General features: G+C 67.9%; 19 protein-coding genes and 2 pseudogenes. 13 read left to right on the top strand and 8 right to left on the bottom strand.

Annotated features, from left to right (window positions below):
• Positions 1–13 precede the first annotated feature (13 nt).
• Positions 14–1,426, bottom strand: coding sequence for an FAD-binding oxidoreductase (locus ABZ208_RS23570; RefSeq protein WP_356911429.1), 1,413 nt, complete (start codon positions 1,424–1,426; stop codon positions 14–16).
• A gap of 1,024 nt (positions 1,427–2,450) precedes the next feature.
• On the opposite strand from ABZ208_RS23570, the gene ABZ208_RS23575 reads away from it, so the two are divergent.
• Entirely contained in the window at positions 2,451–2,759 is a 309-nt protein-coding gene (locus tag ABZ208_RS23575; protein WP_356911430.1) for a hypothetical protein, read from the top strand.
• 602 nt (positions 2,760–3,361) lie between these two features.
• On the opposite strand, the gene ABZ208_RS23580 is transcribed toward ABZ208_RS23575, so the two are convergent.
• The gene (locus tag ABZ208_RS23580) at positions 3,362–4,429 is read right to left on the bottom strand and encodes a hypothetical protein (protein ID WP_356911431.1); all 1,068 of its coding nucleotides are present in this window, start codon (positions 4,427–4,429) and stop codon (positions 3,362–3,364) included.
• A 301-nt stretch (positions 4,430–4,730) separates the two neighbouring features.
• Here ABZ208_RS23580 and ABZ208_RS23585 point away from each other — a divergent pair.
• Positions 4,731–4,865, top strand: a pseudogene (locus ABZ208_RS23585) (IS630 family transposase); the annotation flags it as partial.
• Here ABZ208_RS23585 and ABZ208_RS23590 read toward each other — a convergent pair.
• Complete coding sequence (locus ABZ208_RS23590) at positions 4,823–5,074, bottom strand: hypothetical protein (RefSeq protein ID WP_356911487.1); 252 nt, start codon at positions 5,072–5,074, stop codon at positions 4,823–4,825. The pseudogene ABZ208_RS23585 and the gene ABZ208_RS23590 sit on opposite strands and share 43 nt — an antisense overlap.
• A 555-nt stretch (positions 5,075–5,629) precedes the next feature.
• Between ABZ208_RS23590 and ABZ208_RS23595 the strand changes: the two genes are divergently transcribed.
• The 5 genes and pseudogenes from ABZ208_RS23595 to ABZ208_RS23615 all read left to right on the top strand — a co-directional run.
• Complete coding sequence (locus ABZ208_RS23595; protein ID WP_356911432.1) at positions 5,630–6,055, top strand: hypothetical protein; 426 nt, start codon at positions 5,630–5,632, stop codon at positions 6,053–6,055.
• Between the two features lie 66 nt (positions 6,056–6,121).
• Entirely contained in the window at positions 6,122–8,440 is a 2,319-nt protein-coding gene (locus tag ABZ208_RS23600) for a hypothetical protein (RefSeq protein ID WP_356911433.1), read from the top strand.
• A gap of 4 nt (positions 8,441–8,444) precedes the next feature.
• A complete protein-coding gene (locus tag ABZ208_RS23605; RefSeq protein WP_356911434.1) occupies positions 8,445–9,500 on the top strand; it encodes a hypothetical protein in 1,056 nt (351 codons plus the stop codon).
• Positions 9,501–9,707: 207 nt separating this feature from the next.
• Positions 9,708–10,070 (top strand): antibiotic biosynthesis monooxygenase, encoded by a 363-nt coding sequence (locus tag ABZ208_RS23610; protein ID WP_356911435.1) that lies wholly within the window; start codon positions 9,708–9,710, stop codon positions 10,068–10,070.
• 96 nt (positions 10,071–10,166) lie between these two features.
• Positions 10,167–10,511, top strand: a pseudogene (locus ABZ208_RS23615) (transposase); the annotation flags it as partial.
• 8 nt (positions 10,512–10,519) lie between these two features.
• Here ABZ208_RS23615 and ABZ208_RS23620 read toward each other — a convergent pair.
• Positions 10,520–11,026 carry a hypothetical protein gene (locus tag ABZ208_RS23620; protein ID WP_356911436.1) on the bottom strand — a complete coding sequence of 169 codons (507 nt, stop codon included), beginning with the start codon at positions 11,024–11,026 and terminating at the stop codon, positions 10,520–10,522.
• Positions 11,027–11,319: 293 nt separating this feature from the next.
• On the bottom strand, positions 11,320–11,463 hold the full coding sequence (locus ABZ208_RS23625) for a hypothetical protein (RefSeq protein WP_356911437.1): 144 nt from the start codon (positions 11,461–11,463) through the stop codon (positions 11,320–11,322).
• A 376-nt stretch (positions 11,464–11,839) separates the two neighbouring features.
• On the opposite strand from ABZ208_RS23625, the gene ABZ208_RS23630 reads away from it, so the two are divergent.
• Together ABZ208_RS23630 and ABZ208_RS23635 are read left to right on the top strand one after the other, a co-directional pair.
• The gene (locus ABZ208_RS23630; protein WP_356911438.1) at positions 11,840–12,565 is read left to right on the top strand and encodes a MerR family transcriptional regulator; all 726 of its coding nucleotides are present in this window, start codon (positions 11,840–11,842) and stop codon (positions 12,563–12,565) included.
• 251 nt (positions 12,566–12,816) lie between these two features.
• Complete coding sequence (locus ABZ208_RS23635; RefSeq protein WP_356911482.1) at positions 12,817–12,951, top strand: helix-turn-helix domain-containing protein; 135 nt, start codon at positions 12,817–12,819, stop codon at positions 12,949–12,951.
• Here the strand turns inward: ABZ208_RS23635 and ABZ208_RS23640 are convergent.
• Positions 12,948–13,565, bottom strand: a complete 618-nt coding sequence (locus ABZ208_RS23640) for a DUF1707 domain-containing protein (protein WP_356911439.1) — start codon at positions 13,563–13,565, stop codon at positions 12,948–12,950. The genes ABZ208_RS23635 and ABZ208_RS23640 overlap by 4 nt on opposite strands.
• Before the next feature lie 61 nt (positions 13,566–13,626).
• Positions 13,627–14,424: an alpha/beta hydrolase gene (locus ABZ208_RS23645; protein WP_356911440.1), complete on the bottom strand. Its 798-nt coding sequence runs from the start codon at positions 14,422–14,424 to the stop codon at positions 13,627–13,629.
• A 534-nt stretch (positions 14,425–14,958) separates the two neighbouring features.
• On the opposite strand from ABZ208_RS23645, the gene ABZ208_RS23650 reads away from it, so the two are divergent.
• From ABZ208_RS23650 to ABZ208_RS23665, 4 genes are all read left to right on the top strand, one after another.
• Positions 14,959–15,801: a helix-turn-helix domain-containing protein gene (locus tag ABZ208_RS23650; protein WP_356911441.1), complete on the top strand. Its 843-nt coding sequence runs from the start codon at positions 14,959–14,961 to the stop codon at positions 15,799–15,801.
• Between the two features lie 606 nt (positions 15,802–16,407).
• On the top strand, positions 16,408–16,818 hold the full coding sequence (locus tag ABZ208_RS23655; RefSeq protein ID WP_356911442.1) for an ester cyclase: 411 nt from the start codon (positions 16,408–16,410) through the stop codon (positions 16,816–16,818).
• Complete coding sequence (locus ABZ208_RS23660) at positions 16,815–17,840, top strand: alcohol dehydrogenase (protein WP_356911443.1); 1,026 nt, start codon at positions 16,815–16,817, stop codon at positions 17,838–17,840. The genes ABZ208_RS23655 and ABZ208_RS23660 overlap by 4 nt, the downstream gene beginning before the upstream one ends.
• Positions 17,841–18,034: 194 nt before the next feature.
• Positions 18,035–18,706 (top strand): alpha/beta hydrolase, encoded by a 672-nt coding sequence (locus tag ABZ208_RS23665; RefSeq protein WP_356911444.1) that lies wholly within the window; start codon positions 18,035–18,037, stop codon positions 18,704–18,706.
• 228 nt (positions 18,707–18,934) lie between these two features.
• On the opposite strand, the gene ABZ208_RS23670 is transcribed toward ABZ208_RS23665, so the two are convergent.
• On the bottom strand, positions 18,935–19,828 hold the full coding sequence (locus ABZ208_RS23670; RefSeq protein WP_356911445.1) for a LysR family transcriptional regulator: 894 nt from the start codon (positions 19,826–19,828) through the stop codon (positions 18,935–18,937).
• Positions 19,829–20,138 lie beyond the last annotated feature (310 nt).

Consider the following 20,138-nt stretch of genomic DNA (forward strand, 5'->3'; position numbering starts at 1 on the left):
CTTACGGGCCCCGTCAGGCGGACCCGGCGGTCTTGGCCGGCTCGGGCGATCCGGTGGGCTTGATGTTCTGGTTCGCGTGGAAGAAGTTGTCCGGGTCGTAGGCCCGCTTGATCTCCGCGAGCCGCTCGTAGCTGCGGCGGTACGTGGCCAGCACACGGTCCCGGCCCTCGTCAGCGCCCATGAAGTTCACGTACGAGCCGCCCATTGAGTATGGGTGCAGCGCCCTGCAGTAGTCGCCGCTCCACTCCTTGACGAGCTCGGCGTTGGCCGGGTCGGGATCGACGCCGGCGATGACACCGGACCAGACGGCGTCGCGGTAGCCCCAGGCCGTTTCGTCCGGGCCCACCCGGTGCGCGGCCCCGTCGACCGGGTACAGGTGCATCGTCGACAGAGGGGTCGGCAGGTTCTGCCCGTACGTGAGATGGACGTCGATCGAGTCGTCGTCGATCCGGTCGAAGAAGGCGCCCCGCCAGTACCACTGCAACCCTTTCCGATACAGCTCGTCGAACATGCTCTGCAGCGCGGGATACGGCATCGGTGTCGCGAAATGAAACGTCGGCGGGCCCGGCTGATCCACAGCAGCGAAGATCTCATCCGTTCGACCAAGGTCGCCCGTGAGGCACCACACCACGCCGCACACCTTCTGCCCGTGGATCTCCTCCGGGAACGGTGGTCCCGACGGCACGACGAGCAGGGCGAAGAAACCGTAGACGTCCTCGGCCGCACCCGGGAGGAAGTCGCGGTACCACTCCAGCACCTCACGGGTGCGCTCGACCGGCCACACGGTCACGCCGAACCCGATCGTGTCCACCGGGTGCAGCCGGTAGGTGAAGGAGGTGATGACCCCAAAGTTCCCACCACCACCGCGCAACGCCCAGAACAGGTCCGGCCGTTCGTCCTCGCTCACCGTGACGAAGGTGCCATCGGCGAGCACTACGTCCGCGCCCAGCAGGTTGTCCGCCGTCAGGCCGTACTTACGGGTCAGGTAGCCGTGGCCGCCACCGAGAGTCAGCCCGCCGACACCGGTCGTGGAATTGATGCCCGAGGGCGTCCCTAGGCCGAATCCGTGTGCGGCATGGTCCAGGTCGCCGAGCTGACTGCCGGCGCCGACCCAGGCGGTGCGGGTCACCGGGTCCACCCGCACCCAGCGCATCAGGGACAGGTCGAGAGTCAGCGCGTCGTCCACCACGCAGAGGCCGGGGCCGCTGTGTCCCCCGCCGCGGACTGCGAGATCCAGGCCGCGCTCGCGGGCGAACCGAACTGTCCGGATGACGTCCGTCGCATCCGCACACCGCGCGAACGCCGCGGGGTGTCTGTCGATCATCGCGTTGTAGATCGCGCGGGTTTCGTCGTACGCGTCGTCCTGCGGACCGATCACCGGTCCGCGCAGCGTCTCGCGCAGCGCATCGAGAGTCGCGCCGTCCATGAGAACTCCTCTGCAGGCCCCGCGCCCGGCACCGCCCCAGCCTTCCGCCTGTCGGCCGCACTTTGGATCACGTGGGCGCACCCCGCCAGCCCCTTCGGCGGCGCGTCGTCAGAGCCCGTCAGCAGCCGCCACGACGCCTCCTCGGGGCCCGCAACCGCAACAACTGACTGAGGGCCGACAACTTCAGCCTTCCATCGACCCTCCGCCCGCGCAACGCGATCGAGGGCCGGGACCTGCGTCGCGCCCCGCCGACCCGGTATCGCTGCTGCTCAGAGCGGGGGTGCCTTGCCCAGCACGGGACCGCCGGACGGCGCGTTACACCACAGCGGGGCAAACGTTGCCTGATGCGGCACTAGCCGTTTCCGGCCTCGGGGCATGACCGGCCCGGATCGCCGCTCAGGACGCGAAGGAGGCGTAGGAGGGCGGCGGCGACGGACTTGGTCACGTCGGGCGGCTCCTCGGGGAGGGCCACGTGGATCTTCCGGGACTGTCAGTGCCCGAGTACTGCTCGGATGGGGGCTGGGGCATGCACTGTTGGGCATGGGGGCCAGAGAACGGTGCTGACACATCCCCTGGAGAGATGTCGCACGGCAGATTTGTCGTCCTGCGCCGGCCGGATTTCAGGAGTGAGCTCGGGTGTCGCGACCACGGGGCTCTGCGGGGGGCTCCGTTCGTATGGGTTCTGATGGGTTGTCAGGTGAGCTGCGTCGCTGGTCGGGCGATCTGATGCGTTATCTGATCAGGCAGCAGTGCCCAAAAGTTTGGTGGTGCCGAGCGTTTGAGTCCAGCAACTTGCACGGAGCGCCCGGCGGGTTCTTCCTCTGCTGGTGGTGCTGTCTTTCGGGGAGTCGGCAGACTCTTGCCTGTGTACGGTCCGGATCTTGGTCGTGGGTTGGCGCAGGCCCGAGGTGGGACAGAGCTCTTCCGCATGAAGACCTCCCGCAGGGCCTACACCTGCGGCCCGGTACGGAAGCCGGGCCGACGCTGGTGAAGGTGCGTCAGCAGCAGGTGCGCATCGGCTCCGGTGCCGTTGACCCTGGTCTTGGGTGTGTCGGGTTCTTGCCCAGGCGGACCGGGCGTCCTCGCGGGCGACGAGCACGATCTGCTGGCCGAGCAGGTTGCCGCCGCCGGCGAGTTCGGCGAGGAAGTCGGCGTGCGCGCGTGCGGCGTGTTCCAGCGCCGGGTGCGGCAGCGCGGCGGCATCCTTCTGGAGGGCGTCCGCGAGTGGGGCGAGGTCGATGCGGTGGCAGCGCACCAGCACCTGGGTGGGCCCGGTCAACGAGTTGAGCCAGCGCGCGAACGCCGCGGTCAGGCCCTGCTGTTCCGCCGCTGAGCGCAGCTCGAAGTTGACCGTGGAGCAGGTCGCCACCGCGGCCTTGCCCCGTCGCGCAGGTCGAGCACGCCGCCTGGGGTGATGCCGTCATACGGCGGGCGCATCGCGACCGGAGGTGGCCGGTCGGCCTTGGTCCACCGGTCGGGGACGACGGAAGGTAGGGGCGGAACTCCTTCAGGGGCGTGCACGCGGCGCCTGGGGGCGCGGGCATGGCGATGGCGGCAAGCAGGAAACGGTCCAGGCCGATGCCCGCGCGCCGGCCGAGCGCGAGGGCGGCCATCGCACCGGCGATCGGGATCACCAGGGCCGCGTACGCGAGCGGCGCAAGGAAGGGCCGCGTGGCCCACCAGCCCCCCGTACAGCACGAGTAACACGCCGGCGAGGATGGCGGTCTGCCGGGCCGTGAAAGGTTCCTAGAAGGCGGTCGGGGCGTGAGATGTCGGCGGGGATCCCCGACCGCCCGTCAACGGAAACTTCGATCTCCCCGGTGGTACGGGGAGCACCTCATTTCCGCCGTCACCGCCGCGCGGCCGGCCGAACCCGAGAGCCGCCGAGGGCTGCTGCGGGGTGTACGGCCTCGCGAAAGCCGGCTCGGCGACAGCTCACTGGATCAGGTCGGTGTGCGGATGCTCCGGAGATGCCGGGCAGACATAGAGCTGCATGTTGTCGGTGCTACCGACTTGGACCGCGGTCGGCTCCTCGGGGCTCTGCCAGGCGACGCGACCGGCGGACGCGGCGGCTTGGTCCTCGTACGGTACCCAGCTGCCCGAACCGCCGTCCCATTCGAAGGAGGCGATGGTCAGTAGTGGGACCATCCGGGCGTCGCAGATTGCGCAGAAGCGGGGATTCGGGTCGGTGCGGCCCCATGGGGGCCAGCCGCCGACCTTCCAGCCGGGAGCGTCAGCCAGCTCACCGTCGTAGAACTCCTGCGGATAATCCGCGTACGAGCTGTCCACGCCGACGTCAGCTGCCTGCCATCTGCTCCAGTCCCCGACCAGTTGCCCCAATTCCGCGCTCAGATCGAAGGAGTTGGGGTACTCGGTGATCTGTTCCGGTGCCAGCAGACACGGCTCCGGCACATAGCAGCCTCCCCAGTCGGCCTCATACGGTTCCGGCGGCACGGCGAGGACATCGCCGACCTCCGCAGCGCACCGCCAGAACAGTGCGGTCGAAGGCTTGGCATCCGGTTTGTGGTCGTAAGGGCACCACAACACCTGGAGCACGTCAGCCTGTCCGGGCGGCCGCAACAGGGGTACATCACGCACATACAGCTGAGCCACGGGCAGCATGGGTACCGGGCACTCCGCAGGCGGAGGACCGGCGTCGAGTCGCTCCCCGAGCACCGCGTCGTTGCGCTCCTTGATCGCCGACTCCTCAGGCGTGTACTCCGGGCCATCGGGATCACGGTGCAGCCGGGCCAGCCTGCGTCTTTCGAGTCGAACTGCCGCCGGGTACTCGCGGAAGCCGGTGTCCTGGTGTTGTGCGCTCTCGCAGTGCGGCCACGACTCTTCCACGGGCCACAGCAACGGCCCCCCGACCGAGCTGTCCCGCACCGAAGGCGACCCGGCACGCGGGTGCAGCCGAATTGCGGCTCGCGCCAACGGAGCCAGCTCAGGAAAGACCTCGGTGACGTCGACCGGCCGCGGCGGAGTTGTGCGTACGAAAACCATGTCGACGATCCTGCCACCCGCCACCGACAGTTCCCCCGCGGCCTCAAGCGACGCCAGCTTCCACCTGGCCAAGTCAAATGCTCACCGACCTCAGTCACCGAGGGTGAACGCACGGACCTACAGTCTGACGACTACTTCATAGGTGCAGGCGATAGGCAATCAGCCGTGAGACTGCGCACCGAAAATTGAGAACCTACAGATCCGCCGGACAGACCCTGGTGCTGTGACCGCATAGGTTCGCGGGTTGGTGGTTGGAGCGGTTGGATGGACGGTGACGTCCGTTCCGACGGCTGGAGGTGTAGTGGCTGAGCCTGTGCGGGTGCGCAGACTGACCGATCAGGAGGGGTAGAAGCTGCAGCAGATCGTGCGCCGGGGCAGTACCAGTTCGGTGCGCTATCGGCGGGCGATGATGCTGCTGGCGTCCGCCGGCGGGAACTCGTTGGCCAGACTCTCCTCGATCTCGATCAGGACCAGATTCCGCACCGGACGCGAGGGCTTCTCGTGCCCTTTCAGCCCTGACCGGGCTGTCTCCAGCCAGCGATGGCTGACCCGATCCAGCACATGCCTCCACGGGGGCCGCTCATGGACGAGTCCCGCCGGACCCGACTGCTTGACCTGCCGCATCCAGATCGTGCTCTCGACCACGCTGAGTTGAGCCGCCCTTGCCGCGTACCGGTGTATCAGCGGGACCGCAGCGGAACTTACGAGCCGCCCATGCAGCACATGATCATTCACGGAACTCCGGGCAGAGACTTGATTCGAGACCGGCATCACCCTTGGTGAGTTGCTCGGCGTGGGCGTCGACGAGGGGTTTGCTGCCGGCCGCCCTCACCTACTTGCCGGGCGAGCCACTGCTGAACACAGGCGTCGGGGCGGGTATCGGCTTCGCGCTGCTGCCGACGCACTTCGTCGTGCCGCCCCTGCCGGCCACTTCTGCCCCTGGGGGCGCGAGTGGAGGAACGAGAAGCATTTGCGATGAGCAGGATCTTACTGCCCAGGGGCGACACACCTGCAGGAACGGGCGGAAGCCGACATTGCAGTCGGAACGGAATGGGTGTCAGCACGTATGGACGGGGGCGGCAGGACGGTCGAGGCTGGCCTGGCCACCTTTTTGATCACTGATCAGGGTGTGCAGCAGTCCGCCGGACGCAGGCAGGACAGTGGCTGGCGCAGAACACTTCACCGACGGGGGCGGAGAACATGGTGTGGGACGAATGGGATCAGATCCGAGCCGACTCGGGTGAGCAGATGCAGCTGAACCAGCTTGCCCCTGAGCGTGGAGGCGGGGATGGCTCCCCAGACCTGGCCTCGACTCCCGCGCAGAAGAAGGCGGCGGCCAACGCCATCGAGAAGCATCTCGAGCCCGACACCAAGAAGGCCGCTGACAAGGCCGAAGAGAGCACGGGCGCCGCGGCCAAGGAGTTCAGCGGCAAGGACGGGGAGGGCTGGGACACCTCTGCGGGGCTGAAGAAGGCCCACGGGACGTGGGAGAAACAAGTCAAGGCGCTGATGGACAGGCTGGGCTCGGAGAAGTACGCACTGCGCAACACCTCCGTCCTGTTCCAGAACAACGACGTCGGTATCGCCGCCCAGGCCCGCCAGTCGTCCTCGCTCGACAGATTCTGAGCCCGACGGGTTCCGACCACCCGCGAACCGACTCCTGGGGGAAACGTGCCGACGTACCACGAAGTGATGACCACGGAACTGTCCAAGCTCACCACCGCCGCCGACAAGTGGGACGACATGGCAGTCGAGTTCAAGAAGCTCGAAGAGCAGTACAAACGGGACGTCCACGGGATATCGATGGGCCAGACCTGGCTGGGCGTGAGCGCGAACGCCGCGAACGGCCGGTTCACCGTGACGCTCAACGAGTACAAAGCCGCGCAGAAGCAAGCCAAGGCGATCGCCGCGCTGCTGCGCGACGCGCACACCCAGTTCGTCGAACTGCGGGGAAAGCTGAAGAGCGTCCGTGACGACGCCGTCAAGGACGGGATGATGGTCTCCGAGCAGGGCTACGTCTCCTTCGACACTGCGAGGCTCAGCGACAGCGAACGCACCGCCTACGTCCATGACCCCAGCTATCAGGAATCCGCCCGCACTGCGGCAGGCGAGTGGAACCAGGCCATCACGGCAGCGGTGAAGGTGGTCTCCGACGCCGACGACGGCGTCCGGATCGCCTTGGAGGCGGTCGTCATCGACGGCAACCTGCAGGACGGCACGTACAACGGCTTCAACGCCGGCGCGAAGGGCGACGTCGAGGAGTACGAGGCGGAGCACGCGAAGGACATCGCCACCCGGATCAACAGCGGTGAGAAAGTCTCCGCCGCGGACCTGGCCGAACTCCAACGATCGTTCCGCGACAACTCCGACAACAAGGCCTTCAGCCAGACGTTCCTCAATGGGCTGGGCCCTGCCGGCACCATCCAGCTCGGGAACAATCTCAACGACAAGGCACACTCGGCCGGCGGTGACCAGCAGAAGCTGTTCAGCAGCATCACCAGCGGACTCGCCGACACCATGGCGGGGGCGACACGGCCTCCGGTTTTCAAGGACGGCGACGGCAAGGCCCTGAAGTACGGAACCGCCGCCTACCAGAAGGCCTTGGACAACTGGCTGAAGCAGGACGACGGAAAGTTCTACTCCCAATGGCGCGACGGCCTGAAGAAAGCCGGTGTCGAAAAGTTCGACATGGACGTCGTGGGCGACAAGATCGCCGTCGGCACCGGCCACGGGCAGGAGGCTCGCGGCTACCAGAGCCTGGTCACCCTGATGCAGCAGAGCAGCGGGTACTCGCCGCAGTTCATGGCCGACATCACGGACGACATGATCGCGGCCGAGAAGAAGGACCCGGACATCTGGGACCTGCACGGAAAGTTCGACGGCAAAGAGGACGGCTGGTTCGCCAACGACCCGGTCGACGGCGCCCTGAACGTCATGAGCCGCGATCCGAACGGCGCCACCGTCTATCTCGACCCGGGTGCCGACGGCAAGAACGACCGGCTGGAATACCTGCTCAAGGAACGCGACTGGGACACGGTCAACACGACCGAGTGGACAGGCAACATCGAGCGCACGGGCGATGACACAGCGGACGCGGATGCCCGCAAGGGGCTCGGGGCCGCGCTGGAAGCCGGGGCGACGGGGCAGGAACCGGGCGCGCCCCTGGGTAAGCCTGAACCCCACAGCGAGAGCCAGGCTCGTGTCATGCAGTCGACGATCGCGCTGCTGGACAAGGGAGCCGCAGGCGACACCGTTCACGAGAACCTCAAGGTGCCCCTCGGCCGCGCGCTGAACGACTACACGGCGGACACGCACGCCATTCTGGGCGGCTACGCACCGAACAGCCCGGTCGGCCAGGACCACATCGCCGGATCGGGCGACAGCGCCTCCATCACGAACAGCAAGGAGAGCCTGCTGCGGGTGATGCGTGGTGTGTCCGACGGCGTGATCGGCACGAATTCGGAGGGGGACCCCGTGCGGGTCTACGACTCCCTGTACGAGGGACAGCGCCGCTACGCGGCCGAGTACCTGGAGACCGGCCGGCAGGTGCCGCACAGCAGCCTGCAGGAGAACGTGACCAGCTGGGATGTCCGCTCACGCCACGTTGGTGAGGCCTTCGGCGGCATGAACGCCATCGGCACGGACATGGTGCTCGACAACCGCGACACTGAGGTCGGGAAGATCAACGACCAGGCACGCTACGCCTACCACGGCTTCGGGGCGCTGGCCAACACGATCCCCCAGGTCGGCGACATCGCCCAACGCGCTGTGGACGCCGCCACGTACGAGTGGTCCAAGGACGTCATCACCGAGAAGGAGAATCTCGCGCGCGCCGAAGTCAGCAAGGAGACAGCGGGCGGCATCGCCGGCACGAACGACCTCATCGATTCCTGGGCCGACACCCGGGGCGCCAAGGGCACCGACGCCGCCGAGAACGCCAAGGGCGAGGCGAAGCAGAGCTACATCACCGGCCGCGAGGAAGCGTACTCGGCCCTGCGAACCAGGAAGTGAGCACATGACCACAACAGCAGGCCGTGCACGGCCGTCGTGGAAGGTATGGGCCGTCATCGCGGTACTGGTTGTCGTGGTCGCGGGTCTGCTGCATGCGTACCGCAACACCAACGTACTGACGGCCGACCGACTCTGTGGAGGGTTGGTCTCCGCTGCAGGGGCGGACGCCGTCCTGCCGGGTTCAGGTCGTGTCAGCGCCGAGGGCGATGGCGTCGCCGGCCACCTTCCGGACACGGAGTGCAACGTCGAGAAGTCGTCAGTCGTCCTTGGCGCCGGAAAAGGCAGCCTGTCCATCCGGGTCGCGGAGGAACGCGGGGACTTCCCCTTCGTGGACGGCAGGTGGCCGGACCCGGCGCGGGCATCGTTCTTCTCCGGACCGGTGACCGGCGCGGTCTACGACTACGACGCCTGGGTCCTGCTGCCCGAGAAATGCTGGACCACCAAACCTGTGATCCTCGAAGCCCACTCCAGCGAGCCGGTCTCCGACACTACGGCGTTCAGCGACCTGATCACCGATGCCGCACGCGCCATCGCAGCAAAGGCGGCATGCGGCGATGTCCCGAAGGGGCCCGGAACGCCCCTGCCGCCGCGCTCGAAATCAGCCCGTCCGGCTTCCGAGGGGCGGCTGTGCGGCCTCGACGGCTTCTCCGTTCGCAGCCAGGTGCCGGCGGACACCGACGTACTTGAAGCAGGCCAGGCGGCGCCTGCCGGTCTGTGGTCCTGCACGGTGTCCCTGGGCGAGGACTCACATCGCCCCGCCGGTGAGGACGGCTTCATGACGTACACGGTCGCCCGGGACCCGCTGCTCCTCGCCGCCGTCAAGAAGGCGCCGGGAACGCACAAGGGCACGGCGCCCGGGGGCCGGGAAACCGATGTCGTCGAACCTCGACGGATCGTTCTGCCCTGTTCCGACGGCGCTGCCTACCTGGCAATGCAACCGGGGCTGCAGTACACGGAGACTCGTCAGCGCCACTCGGGCACTCCACCGCTGGATGCCTTCTTCGAGTCCTTCGTGCGGTCTGCAGCACAGGCCTTCGACTGCGGCACGCCCGGCAGGTGAGAGCGCGACGGGCGAAGCTGCTCGTCGTGCTCGCGCAGCATTCGTATGACGGGGGCGGGTGAGGGGTGCTGTCCCTTCTTCGCGCCGGTGGTGATGACGAGGCGCTTGGCGATGTCGCGCAGGCTCAACTCCTGGTCGCGGAGTGGGCCTTCAGGGCACGCGGCAGGACGGTGGCGCCGCGTCTGCGTGCGTGACACCCTGGTGACCGTGATCATCAGAGTGAGTGAGGCGCGCATACGTCCTGACCGTTTCGAGGCATTCCGCGACATGATCGTCTCTGCGGTGCGCGAGTTTCCCAGCCGCTACCCAGGGCTGGTGGACCACGAGGTACTGCTCGCGCCGCCTGATTCGGTGTTGTACGTCAGTCGCTGGCGCAGCGAGCAGGATTTGGTCGGCTACGCCGGCGAGCACTGGCGTGACCAGCCCGTGGTTCTGCCGGGCGAGGACGAGTACCTCGTTGCACCACTTCAGGTACGGCACTTCACGCTCGCATCTCTGAAGCCGGCGAGTGTGCCACGTTCGGATCAGGAGTTCGGCAGTTCTGCTGCCCCGGCTGGACCGGGGCGGTAGACCGGCGGGATGACTCGGGGCGATCTGCCGGAGGACGAGCGGGCGGTGACTGATCCGCATCTGCCGCTGGGCGGGTGCGGTCCGATCCCCGAGGTGGACCGCCGCTGCCGCCCGCTGTGCTTCGTGCTTACCCCCCGGCCGGACGGCTGACAGCCCGCGCTGCACCGCCGTCCTGGAGCGCGTCAAGGTCCACGGTCCGGTCGGCCGGCCCCGGACCCGCCCTGACGCCGTGGCCGCGGACAAGGTCCTCCCGAGCCAACCGCGCCTACCTGTGCAGACGCAACATCCGGGCAGTGATCCCGGAGATGACCGGCAGATCGCAAGAAGACGGGCCGCCGGGGTGGACGGCCCGTCTCCCACGACACTGAGCTCTACCGCGACCGCAACACGGTCGAACGCCGCATCAACAAGATCAAGGAATGGCGAGGGCCGGCCACCCGCTACGCCCCCTATACAGGCACCCCGTCGGCCCGGCGGGCAGCCGCGGCAGGCGCCGGGGCATAGGCCCACAGCGCGACGCCGATGAAGATCACCTGCTCGGGAATCCTGAACCAAAGGGGCGTCGCCGGCTCCCCGTTGAACGGGATCTGCTCGACGGCCGCGTGGATGTTGGCCGGGAGCATCAGGACGAACAGCGCGGCGAGGCCGAGCCCGGCCGTCGGCCGGGTGGCCTCCCGGATGAGCCCGGCGGCGCCGAGGAGTTCCAGGACGCCCGTCGCGTAGACCGCGAGGCGGGGGAACGGCACGAACGGCGGGACCATCGCGACCAGGTCGTGGTGGCCGGGCACAGGGCCGAGGGCGGACGGGACGAAGTGCGCGCTCGCCGTGAACACCAGCATGACCGCGAGGCCGTGCAGGACGGACACCCGCCAGGTCGCGAACCGTCCGACGCCGAACGCGCCGAGCAGCCGGAACAACACGGTGGGAACGGCGATGAGCATGAGTGTGCCGAACATGAGAGGAGAATCCTTTCGGTGGGTCGGTCGTGTTGAGGCCGCGGTGAGGAACGGCCCCGCGCCGTACGTCCGGCGGGCGGACACGAAGAAGCCGTCAGGGTCGGCCGAGCCGCGCTCCTCGACGCCCTGCCGCGCGAGGGGAACGGTGACCCGGGCTGACGTTGGGCGCCGACGGCGGTGATCCCCCGGCTGAGAGCGGATTCCCGGTGACGTCCAGCCTGGGAGCGGCGTTCGGGCGCGGCCGTGCCGGCCACTCGGAGACTTCGGGGGCGTGGTTCGCGCGGCGTCGGGCGTCAGACGGGTCGGCCGCCGGGGTCGGCGGCGTCGGCCTGCGGCTTTTCGGCGAGGCGGCGTTTGGCTTCGTCCCAGGTGATCGGCAGGTGCTCGGCGTCGGATTCCCAGAAGGCGAAGGTCGATCGCCGCATCTTGGGTCGCAAGCACGCATGGCATCGCCGTGCGGGTCGGGGCAGGCGTACGCGGAGCGGGCGTCGCGGTCCTTCCAGGCGGAGAGCGTGTAGAAGACCCGCCGCAGGGGTTGCGCGATCAGCGAGGAGCCGTAGGCGCCCGATGCGGTCTTCACCTGGCGCCAGGAGGACATGGACAGCGTCAGAAAGCGGGAGACGACTTTGAGGGACCGCAGGTCGAAGCGGGATGCCGTTGATGAGTACCCGGGCCCGAGGCGGCGCGGGGTTCGGGATTGTCCGGCCTAATGTGGGCACGGCGAAGGGCCCTTTCGGGAGGTGGAGCGGATGGGCACCGCAGCAGAATGGATAATAGCGTTATCCATTATCCGTTGCCGAGGGAAGTGAGTAGATGAAGGTATCCGAGCTCAGTCGACGCACCGGCGTACAAGTGCCGCTGATCAAGTACTACCTGCGTGAAGGGATGCTGCCCCCGGGGCGGGCCACCGCGTCCAACCAGGCCGACTACGGCGAAGACCATGTGCACCGGCTCCGGTTCATCCGCACGCTGATCGCGACGCGCGGCCTGTCGGCCGGCGCGACGAAGGAGATCCTGGACGCGATCACCGCCGAACAAGAGGACCTGCACCAGGTCTTCGGGATAGTGCTGGGCGTACGTCCGACCACGAAGGAAGAGGACGCCGGCACGGAACGGCACTCGACGGAGCCGGAGCCGGAGCCGGCGGGCCTGGCCGACGCACGCCAGTTGATCGCCGAGATGGGGTGGAAGGTGTCCCCGGGCAACCCGGCAGCGCACACCCTGGCAGAGGTCCTGGCCGCACTCGCCGACCTGGGCGCGGACATCGACTGGCGCGGCCTGCTGCCCTACGCCCGACTCGCCGACAGCATCGCCGACGTGGACGTGCAACAGATGCGTGGCGAGCGCGACCTGCTGGCCCAGGCCGAACGGGCCGTTATGGTCTCGATCCTCCTCGAGCCCGGCCTGCTGGCCCTCCGCCGCCTGGCCCAGGAAGCCAAGTCGGCCCGACACTTCGGCGCGGCGGCCGGCCCGGCGAGGCGAACTCAACATGAACGTACGGGGGCTGGTGCCAGGAAGTGTGCCGACCCACTCGTGTAGTTCACCCGGTCGTCCCGCTGGGCCAGCTGCCAAATCGCCCCGCCCCGCCAGCAGGCCGGCTACTTTGCGGCTGGTGTCTGAGCTAGTGCCGGATTCCGCTTTCGGTGGGTATAGATGCTGGTGGCGGGGTGGTTCGCGTACTCAGGGGCGGGCTGCACATGGCGTTACGGGCACGGCTGAGCCGTGCCGAGAACGAGCAGGCGGTGGTCTGCAAGCTGGCGCGGGCACGGAAGGCGCCGCGGGATCTGGTGATGCGGGCCGGGTTGATCGAGTTGAGCCGGCAGGGGATGTGGGTGCAGGGGATTGCCGCTGAGTTGGGCTGCAGTCAGAAGACGGTGCGGTGCCGGCTGTACCGCTTCAACTCAACACCGCGGCCCGCGTCCTAGCCCCGCATCGGGTTGCTGTGCAGCTTGCGCCGTTCCCGGTGATTGGGGTGGCGGATGATCACGCCTCCCATGCCACCGGACCCGGTGAGCCGGATCAGCGGAGTTCCCGGGAGCCGGTCGGGAGTGGTCGTGTCCGTCAGGCCGCCCACGCCGGGATCCATGCCGCTGGTGTCTGCGGCCCAGCCGTCGGGGATGACGATCGTGACACCGGATGTCTCCCCGTACGCCTCCACTGCGACCTCCGTGAGGCGGCACTCGACCCGGGTGAAGTCCACCTTCACACCCCCCACGCCTCCGTGAGCGATCACGTGCCCGGGAACCTCCCAGCGCCCGGGGCCTCGAGATGCGCCGGACATGCCGCCCTTGAGCAGCAGCGGCGCCTGGCTCTCAGGGAAGTTCACCCTCGGCAGGTCCGCGGTCACGACGGCCAACTCGGCGTGGGTCTTGGACTTCAGAGCCTGCTCCAGGCGTGAATCCAGCTCATCGAGATCGATTCGCCCCTCGGCTGCCGCGTCGCGCAGCTGCTCGACCACTGCTTCCCGTTCGTCGTGAGAGGCGCGGAGCGCTCCTGATGGAACAGGGCGCGGAGAGGGCTCCGGAAGCTGGGCAGTCATAGCCACAAGGATAAGCAGCCCGTGGACTGAGCGGCCTGGGACTGCACATTTCAAACCCTGCCTAGTGGCGGGTGACGAACGCGCTGATGTGGGAGGCGATCTGGTCGGGGACCTCCAGTGGTGACAGGTGGCCGGTGCCGCCGAGCTCGGTGAGGGTGGCAGTGGTGATCAGAGGAAGCAGGTGTTCGCGCAGGATCTGCAGCGGGTCCACCTTGTCGTCGGTGCCGGCCAGCACCAGGACGGGGACGTTGATCGCGCCGACGCTGTCCGTGAAGTCCTCGAGCGCCTGTCGCGGCCACGCCATGCGGGCCGCCTCGCCTGCCCGGGAGCTGTCCTCGTGCACCTGCCGGCGTGCCTCGGCGGACAGTTCGCCGTTGGTCAGTACGAGATCGATGCTTTGGTCGATGGTCTCGTCGTTGTCGTAGGCGTGCGCCAGCGCCTCCTGGAACTCGTGTGTCACACCGATCGGAGCCGGCGGGGCGGGTGCGACGAGCACTACGCCCTTCAGTCCGGCGGGGCGGCGAGAGGCGAGCACTTGGGCCACCTTTCCGCCCATTGAGTGGCCCACCACGACGTATTCGCCGTGGTCGAGCTCGTCGATGACGCGTTCGGCGTCGTCGGCGAGCTGCTCGATGCCGTTGGGGCCAGGAACCTGGGTGGACTCACCCCAGCCGCGGTGGTCGTACGAGACGAAGGTCTGCGTGGGGCTGAGGTGTTCGATGACCGGTCGCCAGGTGCGGTGGGAGCCACCCCAGTAGTGGAGGAAGACCAGGGCCGGCCCGTCGCCCTCGCGGACGTGGCCGTAGATCCGCCCGTTCGTCACGTTGAAGTACCGGCCGATCGGGGCGTAGGAGGTCACGGCAGTCGGGCCTGGGCCGGTGCTAAGCCGCTCTGCTGCGGCCGCTGTCGGCGTGAGCCCCGGTGGCTGGGCCATCTGCTCATGACTCGATCGTCGTCCGGCCCTTCTCGATCAGCCACAAGCTCGCATGCCACCCTTAGCAATTTTCGGGACACGCCCACGGACGGTCACTGGCTGACGAACAGAGCCGCGTCGCTGCCCCTCGGTGACCACGGCTGATGGCTGGGACACGCCGGCGGCCCTGCGCCGATACGGCTGCTCGGGTGGCTACGGCATGGAACCGCTCCGGCACGTCACCCTGCCGTCCGAGTTCCGCACAGCCGACGCATTCACCTGCCTATGCGCCGCCATTCCTGCAGTACCCGGGATCCGCCTGTCCAGAAAGTTACGGTCGTAGCATTGGAGCCATGGCTCCTCATCGCGTCGCGGTCCTGGTGCTGCCCCTCGTACTCCCCATCGATCTCGGCATTCCTACACAGATCTTCAACGCGCGGCCCAACACGCCGTACGAACTCACAGTGTGCAGCGGAGCCCGTGGCAGCATCACGACCAGCTCCGGGTTCACGGTCGGAGACACAGCAGGACTGCCTGCCCTGGCCCGGGCGGACACGATCATCGTGCCCGGCTTGGGAATATCAGCGGCCACCGGCACCCGAGGTCTCGGCGGCCCTGAAACTTGCCTTCAGCCGAGGCGTCCGCATCGCCTCCATCTGCACCGGCGCCTTCGCGCTGGCCGCGGCCGGGCTGCTCAACGGCCGTACGGTCACTACGCACTGGGCCAGCGCCGACGAACTCGAAAAGCTCTACCCCCAGATCCGCGTCGACCGCAGCGTCCTCTACATCGACGACGATCCCCTGCTGACCTCCGCGGGCGTGACCGCCGGCATCGACCTGTGTCTCTACATCGTCCGCAAGGACCTCGGTGCTGCCGTCGCCAACGACATCGCCCGCGAACTGGTCGCCGCAGCACACCGCGACGGCGGCCAGGCGCAGTACATCGCCCAGCCCCTGCCCGAACCCACCGCTCACACCCTCACCGACACCCGCGACTGGGCCCTGAGTCACCTCGACGAAACCCTCACGCTGGAGGTTCTTGCCCGGCACGCTCGTGTCTCCGCCCGCACCCCGGTCCGCATGTGGCGCCAGGAAACCGGAGTCACCCCGCACCAGTGGCTGCTGACCGCCCGCATCAACCACGCCCGCGAACTCCTGGAAGTCACCGACCTCGGCATCGAACAGATCGCCGCCCAAAGCGGCCTCGGAACCAGCACCAACCTCCGTGCCCGATTCCGTGACGCCCTCGGCACCACGCCCTCCGCCTACCGGCGAACCTTCCAGCAGACAACCACGGCAGGGCCCCAACCCCGCCAGAAGTGAAAGCCAAGAACCTGCCCGCCGAGGTGAGACAGGTCGACCGTGGCGACTCCGATGTCCCGAAAACTACGAGGCGTGGCCCTGAACACTGTCGTTGATCGACGCGACTCCGACGAGGATCGACAGCAACGGCACCTCCTCACAGAATGCGGACCGCTGCCATGCCGATGCTCGACGTGTACGCCCCCAAAGGGGCCTTCAGCGACAAGCATGCCCTGGGCCAAGAGCTCGCTGAGACCATCATGAGATGGGAGAAGGTGCCGGCGATTCCCTTCCTCACCGAATCGCGAGCAGCAACTCGGACTGATGAAAAGCGTCTCCGCCCTCATCGCCAAGGCACCTGGAGACGCTTCCCTCGCAGAGCGCACCTGGGTGGAACTGACCGAGGCCGTTCCAGGCGGCTGGGCATCGGCGGGCGCGCCTGCACCAACGAGATTTCGTGCAGACCGCAAGGAAGCTCCTCAGCAAGGACTGAAGACCCGAACGACCGGAGTAGATCCCAAAGCTCAGGCGACACCCGGTCGGCGGTACGCGGCTTGACCGGCCGGTCTTCCAGGGTGCTTGCGCCCACCCAATTTCTGCACGCGGCAGATAGAAGGTGAATACCCCATGAGCACCGTCGAAGACAGGAACAAGGCCATCGTCCGTGAAGCTTTCGACGCTCTGTTCAACAAGCGGGACTACGCTGCTGCCGAGCGGTTCTGGTCCCCCAACTACGTCCAGCACAGCGCTCACATCGCGCCTGGCCGAGAGGGGCTCTTCGACCTGGTCAAGAGCCTCCCGGTGGAGCTGAAGCACGAATGTGAGCTGATCATGGCGGACGGGGACACGGTCATGGTGCGCGGGCGTTTCTCGGGTCACGGGCAGCCCGCCCCGTGGATCGCCGCCGACTTTCTCCGCCTCGAGGACGGCATCCTGGCGGAGCACTGGGATGTGATCGAGGAGGAAGCCTCCCGGGAGCAATCCCTGAGCGGTCTGCCGATGTACGGCGACAACTTCCCCGAGGAGCGCCGGAAATGAGTACCTATCGAGTCGCGCAGGTGAACGAACCCAACGGCACGTTCGAACTCCCCGAGCGAGAGGTGCCGCAGCCGGGTTCCGGCCAGGTCAGGATCGCCGTGGAGGCATGCGGCGTCTGCCACTCCGACGCAGCTTTCGTGAGCGCTGGACTTCCAGGCGTGTCGTTCCCCGAGGTACCCGGACATGAGATCGCCGGGCACATCGAGGAGCTGGGCGAAGGCGTTCAGGACCGTGGATGGCAGGTTGGTGACCGGGTCGCGGTCGGCTGGTTCGGGGGCAGCTGTGGCCATTGCAAGCCCTGCCGGCGGGGCGACTTCATCATCTGCCGGAACCTGAAGGTCCCCGGGTGGGCGTACGACGGAGGATTCGCCGAGAAGGTGATTGCGCCCGTCGACGCCCTGGCCCGTATCCCCGACGCGCTGTCGGCGGTCGACGCGGGGCCGATGGCGTGCGCCGGCGTGACCGTCTTCAACGGCATGCGGCGCAGCTCCGCCCGGCCCGGAGACCTGGTCGCGGTGCTCGGCCTCGGCGGCCTGGGGCACCTCGGGGTGCAGTACGCGGTCGCGATGGGTTTCGAGACCGTGGCGATCGCCCGCGGCCCCGAGAAGGCCGACTTCGCCAAACAGCTCGGCGCCCACCACTACATCGACAGCACCTCCGGCACCCCGGTCGCCGAAGCGCTGCAGTCCCTCGGCGGCGCCAAGGTCGTACTGGCCACCGCAGGCAACTCCGAGGCCATCACCGCCACCGTGGACGGCCTGGCACCCCTCGGGGAGCTCGTGACCATCGGAGTGGACTCCACACCACTTGGCATCAACCCGACCCAGCTGCTCGTGAGCGCCCACATCGTCCGAGGTCATCCGGCCGGCACTTCGCAGGACGTGGAGGACACGATGGCCTTCAGGGCCCTGCACAACATCCGGCCGATGACCGAGACCGTTCCGCTGGACCGTGCGGACGAGGCCTACCAGAAGATGCTAGCCGGCAAGGCCCGCTTCCGGATGGTGCTCACATTCGGCTGACACCCGTCAGCGACACGGCGCTCCAGTCACCCCGCCCCGGTCGAGTCGCTCGCTTGCGAGGCCACGCGGCCACGGCAGGGTGACTCCTGGCAGCACTTGCCCTGGTCCGGCTGTCCCGGGTGTCGTACTACTGATTGTGGGACCTGCCTGGCCGGTCTCACTCGGCCCGTGTGCCCGAGCGGCTCGCCAGGTCAATGAACGAGGACGATGAAATGTCTGTGCATGTGATCGTGTTGCCAGGGGGCGGGTACGAGGTGCACGCCGAGCACGAGGCCCAGCCGATCGTCGATTGGCTCGAAGGATCGGGCTTGGAGGCGAGCGTTTTCCGGTATCCGCTCAACACACCGCATCCAGCACCGCTCGCGGCACTTCAGACCGAGATCCGACGCCTACGGGACAAGGGGGCGGACACGATCGGGGTCGTGGGCTTCTCGGCCGGTGGGCACCTCGCGGGCCTGGCAGCCCTCGCTCCGAACGCTGACGAGCGGACGTCGGTTCAGTTCGCTGTTCTCGGCTACGCGATCACGTCGATGGAGACCGAGACGTACCGCCCTTCGCAGCTCATTCTGCTAGGTGAGGACGCATCGCCGGAGTTGCGCCGTGCGACCTCGCTCGACGCGCTGGTCACTCCGTCGTCTCCTCCATTCTTCCTCTGGCACACGGCGGAGGATTCCTACGTTCCGCCTGAGCACACGTATCGCCTCGCTGCGGCGTTGGCCACCGACAATGTGCCGCACACGGTGCACGTCTTCCCCCACGGCCCCCACAGCCTGGGCCTTGCCCATGAGGCCGGCGAGGCGTCGACATGGACACGCTTCGCCGAGTCATGGATCGGCGAGCAGACCGGCACTCGGAAGCTTCAATGAATGAGGCAACGCCGGCCCAATCCCGAAGGGCGACTCGGCCCTCGCCGACGTTACTGCCGAGCCTGAAGGCGTGGTGTCGTGAGGGCTGACGGTTGGTGAGCGTCGCGGACCGTGCTCGGCCGGTCGTCGGGGCGCCGAACCATCAGCCACGTCGAGAACTCCATGCCCCAAGCGTGGAGCGCCGGTTGGGCATGGGTCGATGCCCGGCAGGCACGAGGACCCGTCGCCCTATCTCGCAGGCTCCGGCACCGCTGCGTTGTGCCGGGCGTGCGAGAGGAACGCGCGGGCGGCGCGGCTGAGCGGGCGGCGGGGGTGCACGATGTCGACGGCACGCAGCAACGGCGGTGTGAACGACCGGACTTCCACGCGACTGCCGAAAGCCCGTAAGACCATGTCCCGGTACCAGATCAGCGAGCCACGACCGTCCGCGACGCCGGCCACCCACGCCGGCCGCTCGTCCGACTCGACCACCGCGACGGGCCGTACACCGAGCCGGCCGAACATCGCGTCGAGCTCCGCGCGAGGGCCGGTACCGGGCGTCGGCAGCACCATCCGCAGACCGTCGAGCATGCGGAACGGAACCGGATCGGGCAGCCCCGAGCCGGGCGGCGAGATCAGCACGATCTCCCGGTCCTGCAGATGGTGCGTGAACAGTTCTTTGTCGACCGGCAGATCGACCAGCGCCAGTTCCGCCGCGCCGTCGGTCAGAGCCCGTACGAGCGCCTCGCGGCTGTCGTGCTGGAGCAGGCGTACGTCGATGGCGGGATGGCGCTCGGCGAAGGAGGGCACCAGGTCGGCGGCGAGATCCAGTGAGAGGGTCGGCGTCGCGGCGACCGCCAGCGAGGCGCGCGAGCAGCCCGCATGCGCCGGACGGATGTCCTCGATCGCCTCCACGGCGTCAAGGACGGTGCGGGCCAGCCGCACGACACGAGCGCCTTCCGGCGTGAGCGTCGCGCCCGAGGTCGTGCGCTCGAGGAGCTCCACCCCTAAGTCGCGTTCGAGCGACTGGATGGACCGGGAGAGCGCGGGCTGGGCGACGTAGACCGAGTGCGCCGCGGCCGTGATGGATCGGCAGTCCGCAACGGCGACGAGGTAACGCAGCTGCTGAAGTGTGGGGGTCATGTGTGGACGGTAGCCCTGGGGTGTTGCAGGTGTAAGAGCGCGAATGGGAACAAACTCCCGTCAGTACGGGGGAGTTGAGGGTGGTTCCGCAGACGACAGGCCATACCTCTGTGGCATGGCTGGCGGCTGAGCGTTGACTCTGGCGGCCGACCGCCGCAGGATTCAACGCGGCATGGCGGGTTACCGCCCGGTACCGCCCTGGCGAACAGGAGCCCGTACCTCCTGGGACCGTCGCGGTGCGCCTTGTCATGCCTGCGTATCCGCGGTGCCGTGCCACCGGTATTCCGTGGACATGAGGCACATGCGCCAC

The organism is Streptomyces sp. NPDC006208 (genome assembly GCF_040613775.1).
Lineage (GTDB): Bacteria > Actinomycetota > Actinomycetes > Streptomycetales > Streptomycetaceae > Streptomyces.

Excerpts from the sequence above, each read along its gene's own strand:
- ABZ208_RS23670 (WP_356911445.1), bottom strand. The coding sequence starts at position 19,828 with ATGACCCCCACACTTCAGCAGCTGCGTTACCTCGTCGCCGTTGCGGAC.
- ABZ208_RS23620 (WP_356911436.1), bottom strand. The coding sequence starts at position 11,026 with ATGTTCGGCACACTCATGCTCATCGCCGTTCCCACCGTGTTGTTCCGG.
- ABZ208_RS23665 (WP_356911444.1), top strand. The coding sequence starts at position 18,035 with ATGAACGAGGACGATGAAATGTCTGTGCATGTGATCGTGTTGCCAGGG.
- ABZ208_RS23660 (WP_356911443.1), top strand. The coding sequence starts at position 16,815 with ATGAGTACCTATCGAGTCGCGCAGGTGAACGAACCCAACGGCACGTTC.
- ABZ208_RS23630 (WP_356911438.1), top strand. The coding sequence starts at position 11,840 with ATGAAGGTATCCGAGCTCAGTCGACGCACCGGCGTACAAGTGCCGCTG.
- ABZ208_RS23570 (WP_356911429.1), bottom strand. The coding sequence starts at position 1,426 with ATGGACGGCGCGACTCTCGATGCGCTGCGCGAGACGCTGCGCGGACCG.
- ABZ208_RS23640 (WP_356911439.1), bottom strand. The coding sequence starts at position 13,565 with ATGACTGCCCAGCTTCCGGAGCCCTCTCCGCGCCCTGTTCCATCAGGA.
- ABZ208_RS23635 (WP_356911482.1), top strand. The coding sequence starts at position 12,817 with ATGCGGGCCGGGTTGATCGAGTTGAGCCGGCAGGGGATGTGGGTGCAG.
- ABZ208_RS23605 (WP_356911434.1), top strand. The coding sequence starts at position 8,445 with ATGACCACAACAGCAGGCCGTGCACGGCCGTCGTGGAAGGTATGGGCC.
- ABZ208_RS23595 (WP_356911432.1), top strand. The coding sequence starts at position 5,630 with ATGGTGTGGGACGAATGGGATCAGATCCGAGCCGACTCGGGTGAGCAG.
- ABZ208_RS23580 (WP_356911431.1), bottom strand. The coding sequence starts at position 4,429 with ATGGTTTTCGTACGCACAACTCCGCCGCGGCCGGTCGACGTCACCGAG.
- ABZ208_RS23600 (WP_356911433.1), top strand. The coding sequence starts at position 6,122 with ATGACCACGGAACTGTCCAAGCTCACCACCGCCGCCGACAAGTGGGAC.
- ABZ208_RS23655 (WP_356911442.1), top strand. The coding sequence starts at position 16,408 with ATGAGCACCGTCGAAGACAGGAACAAGGCCATCGTCCGTGAAGCTTTC.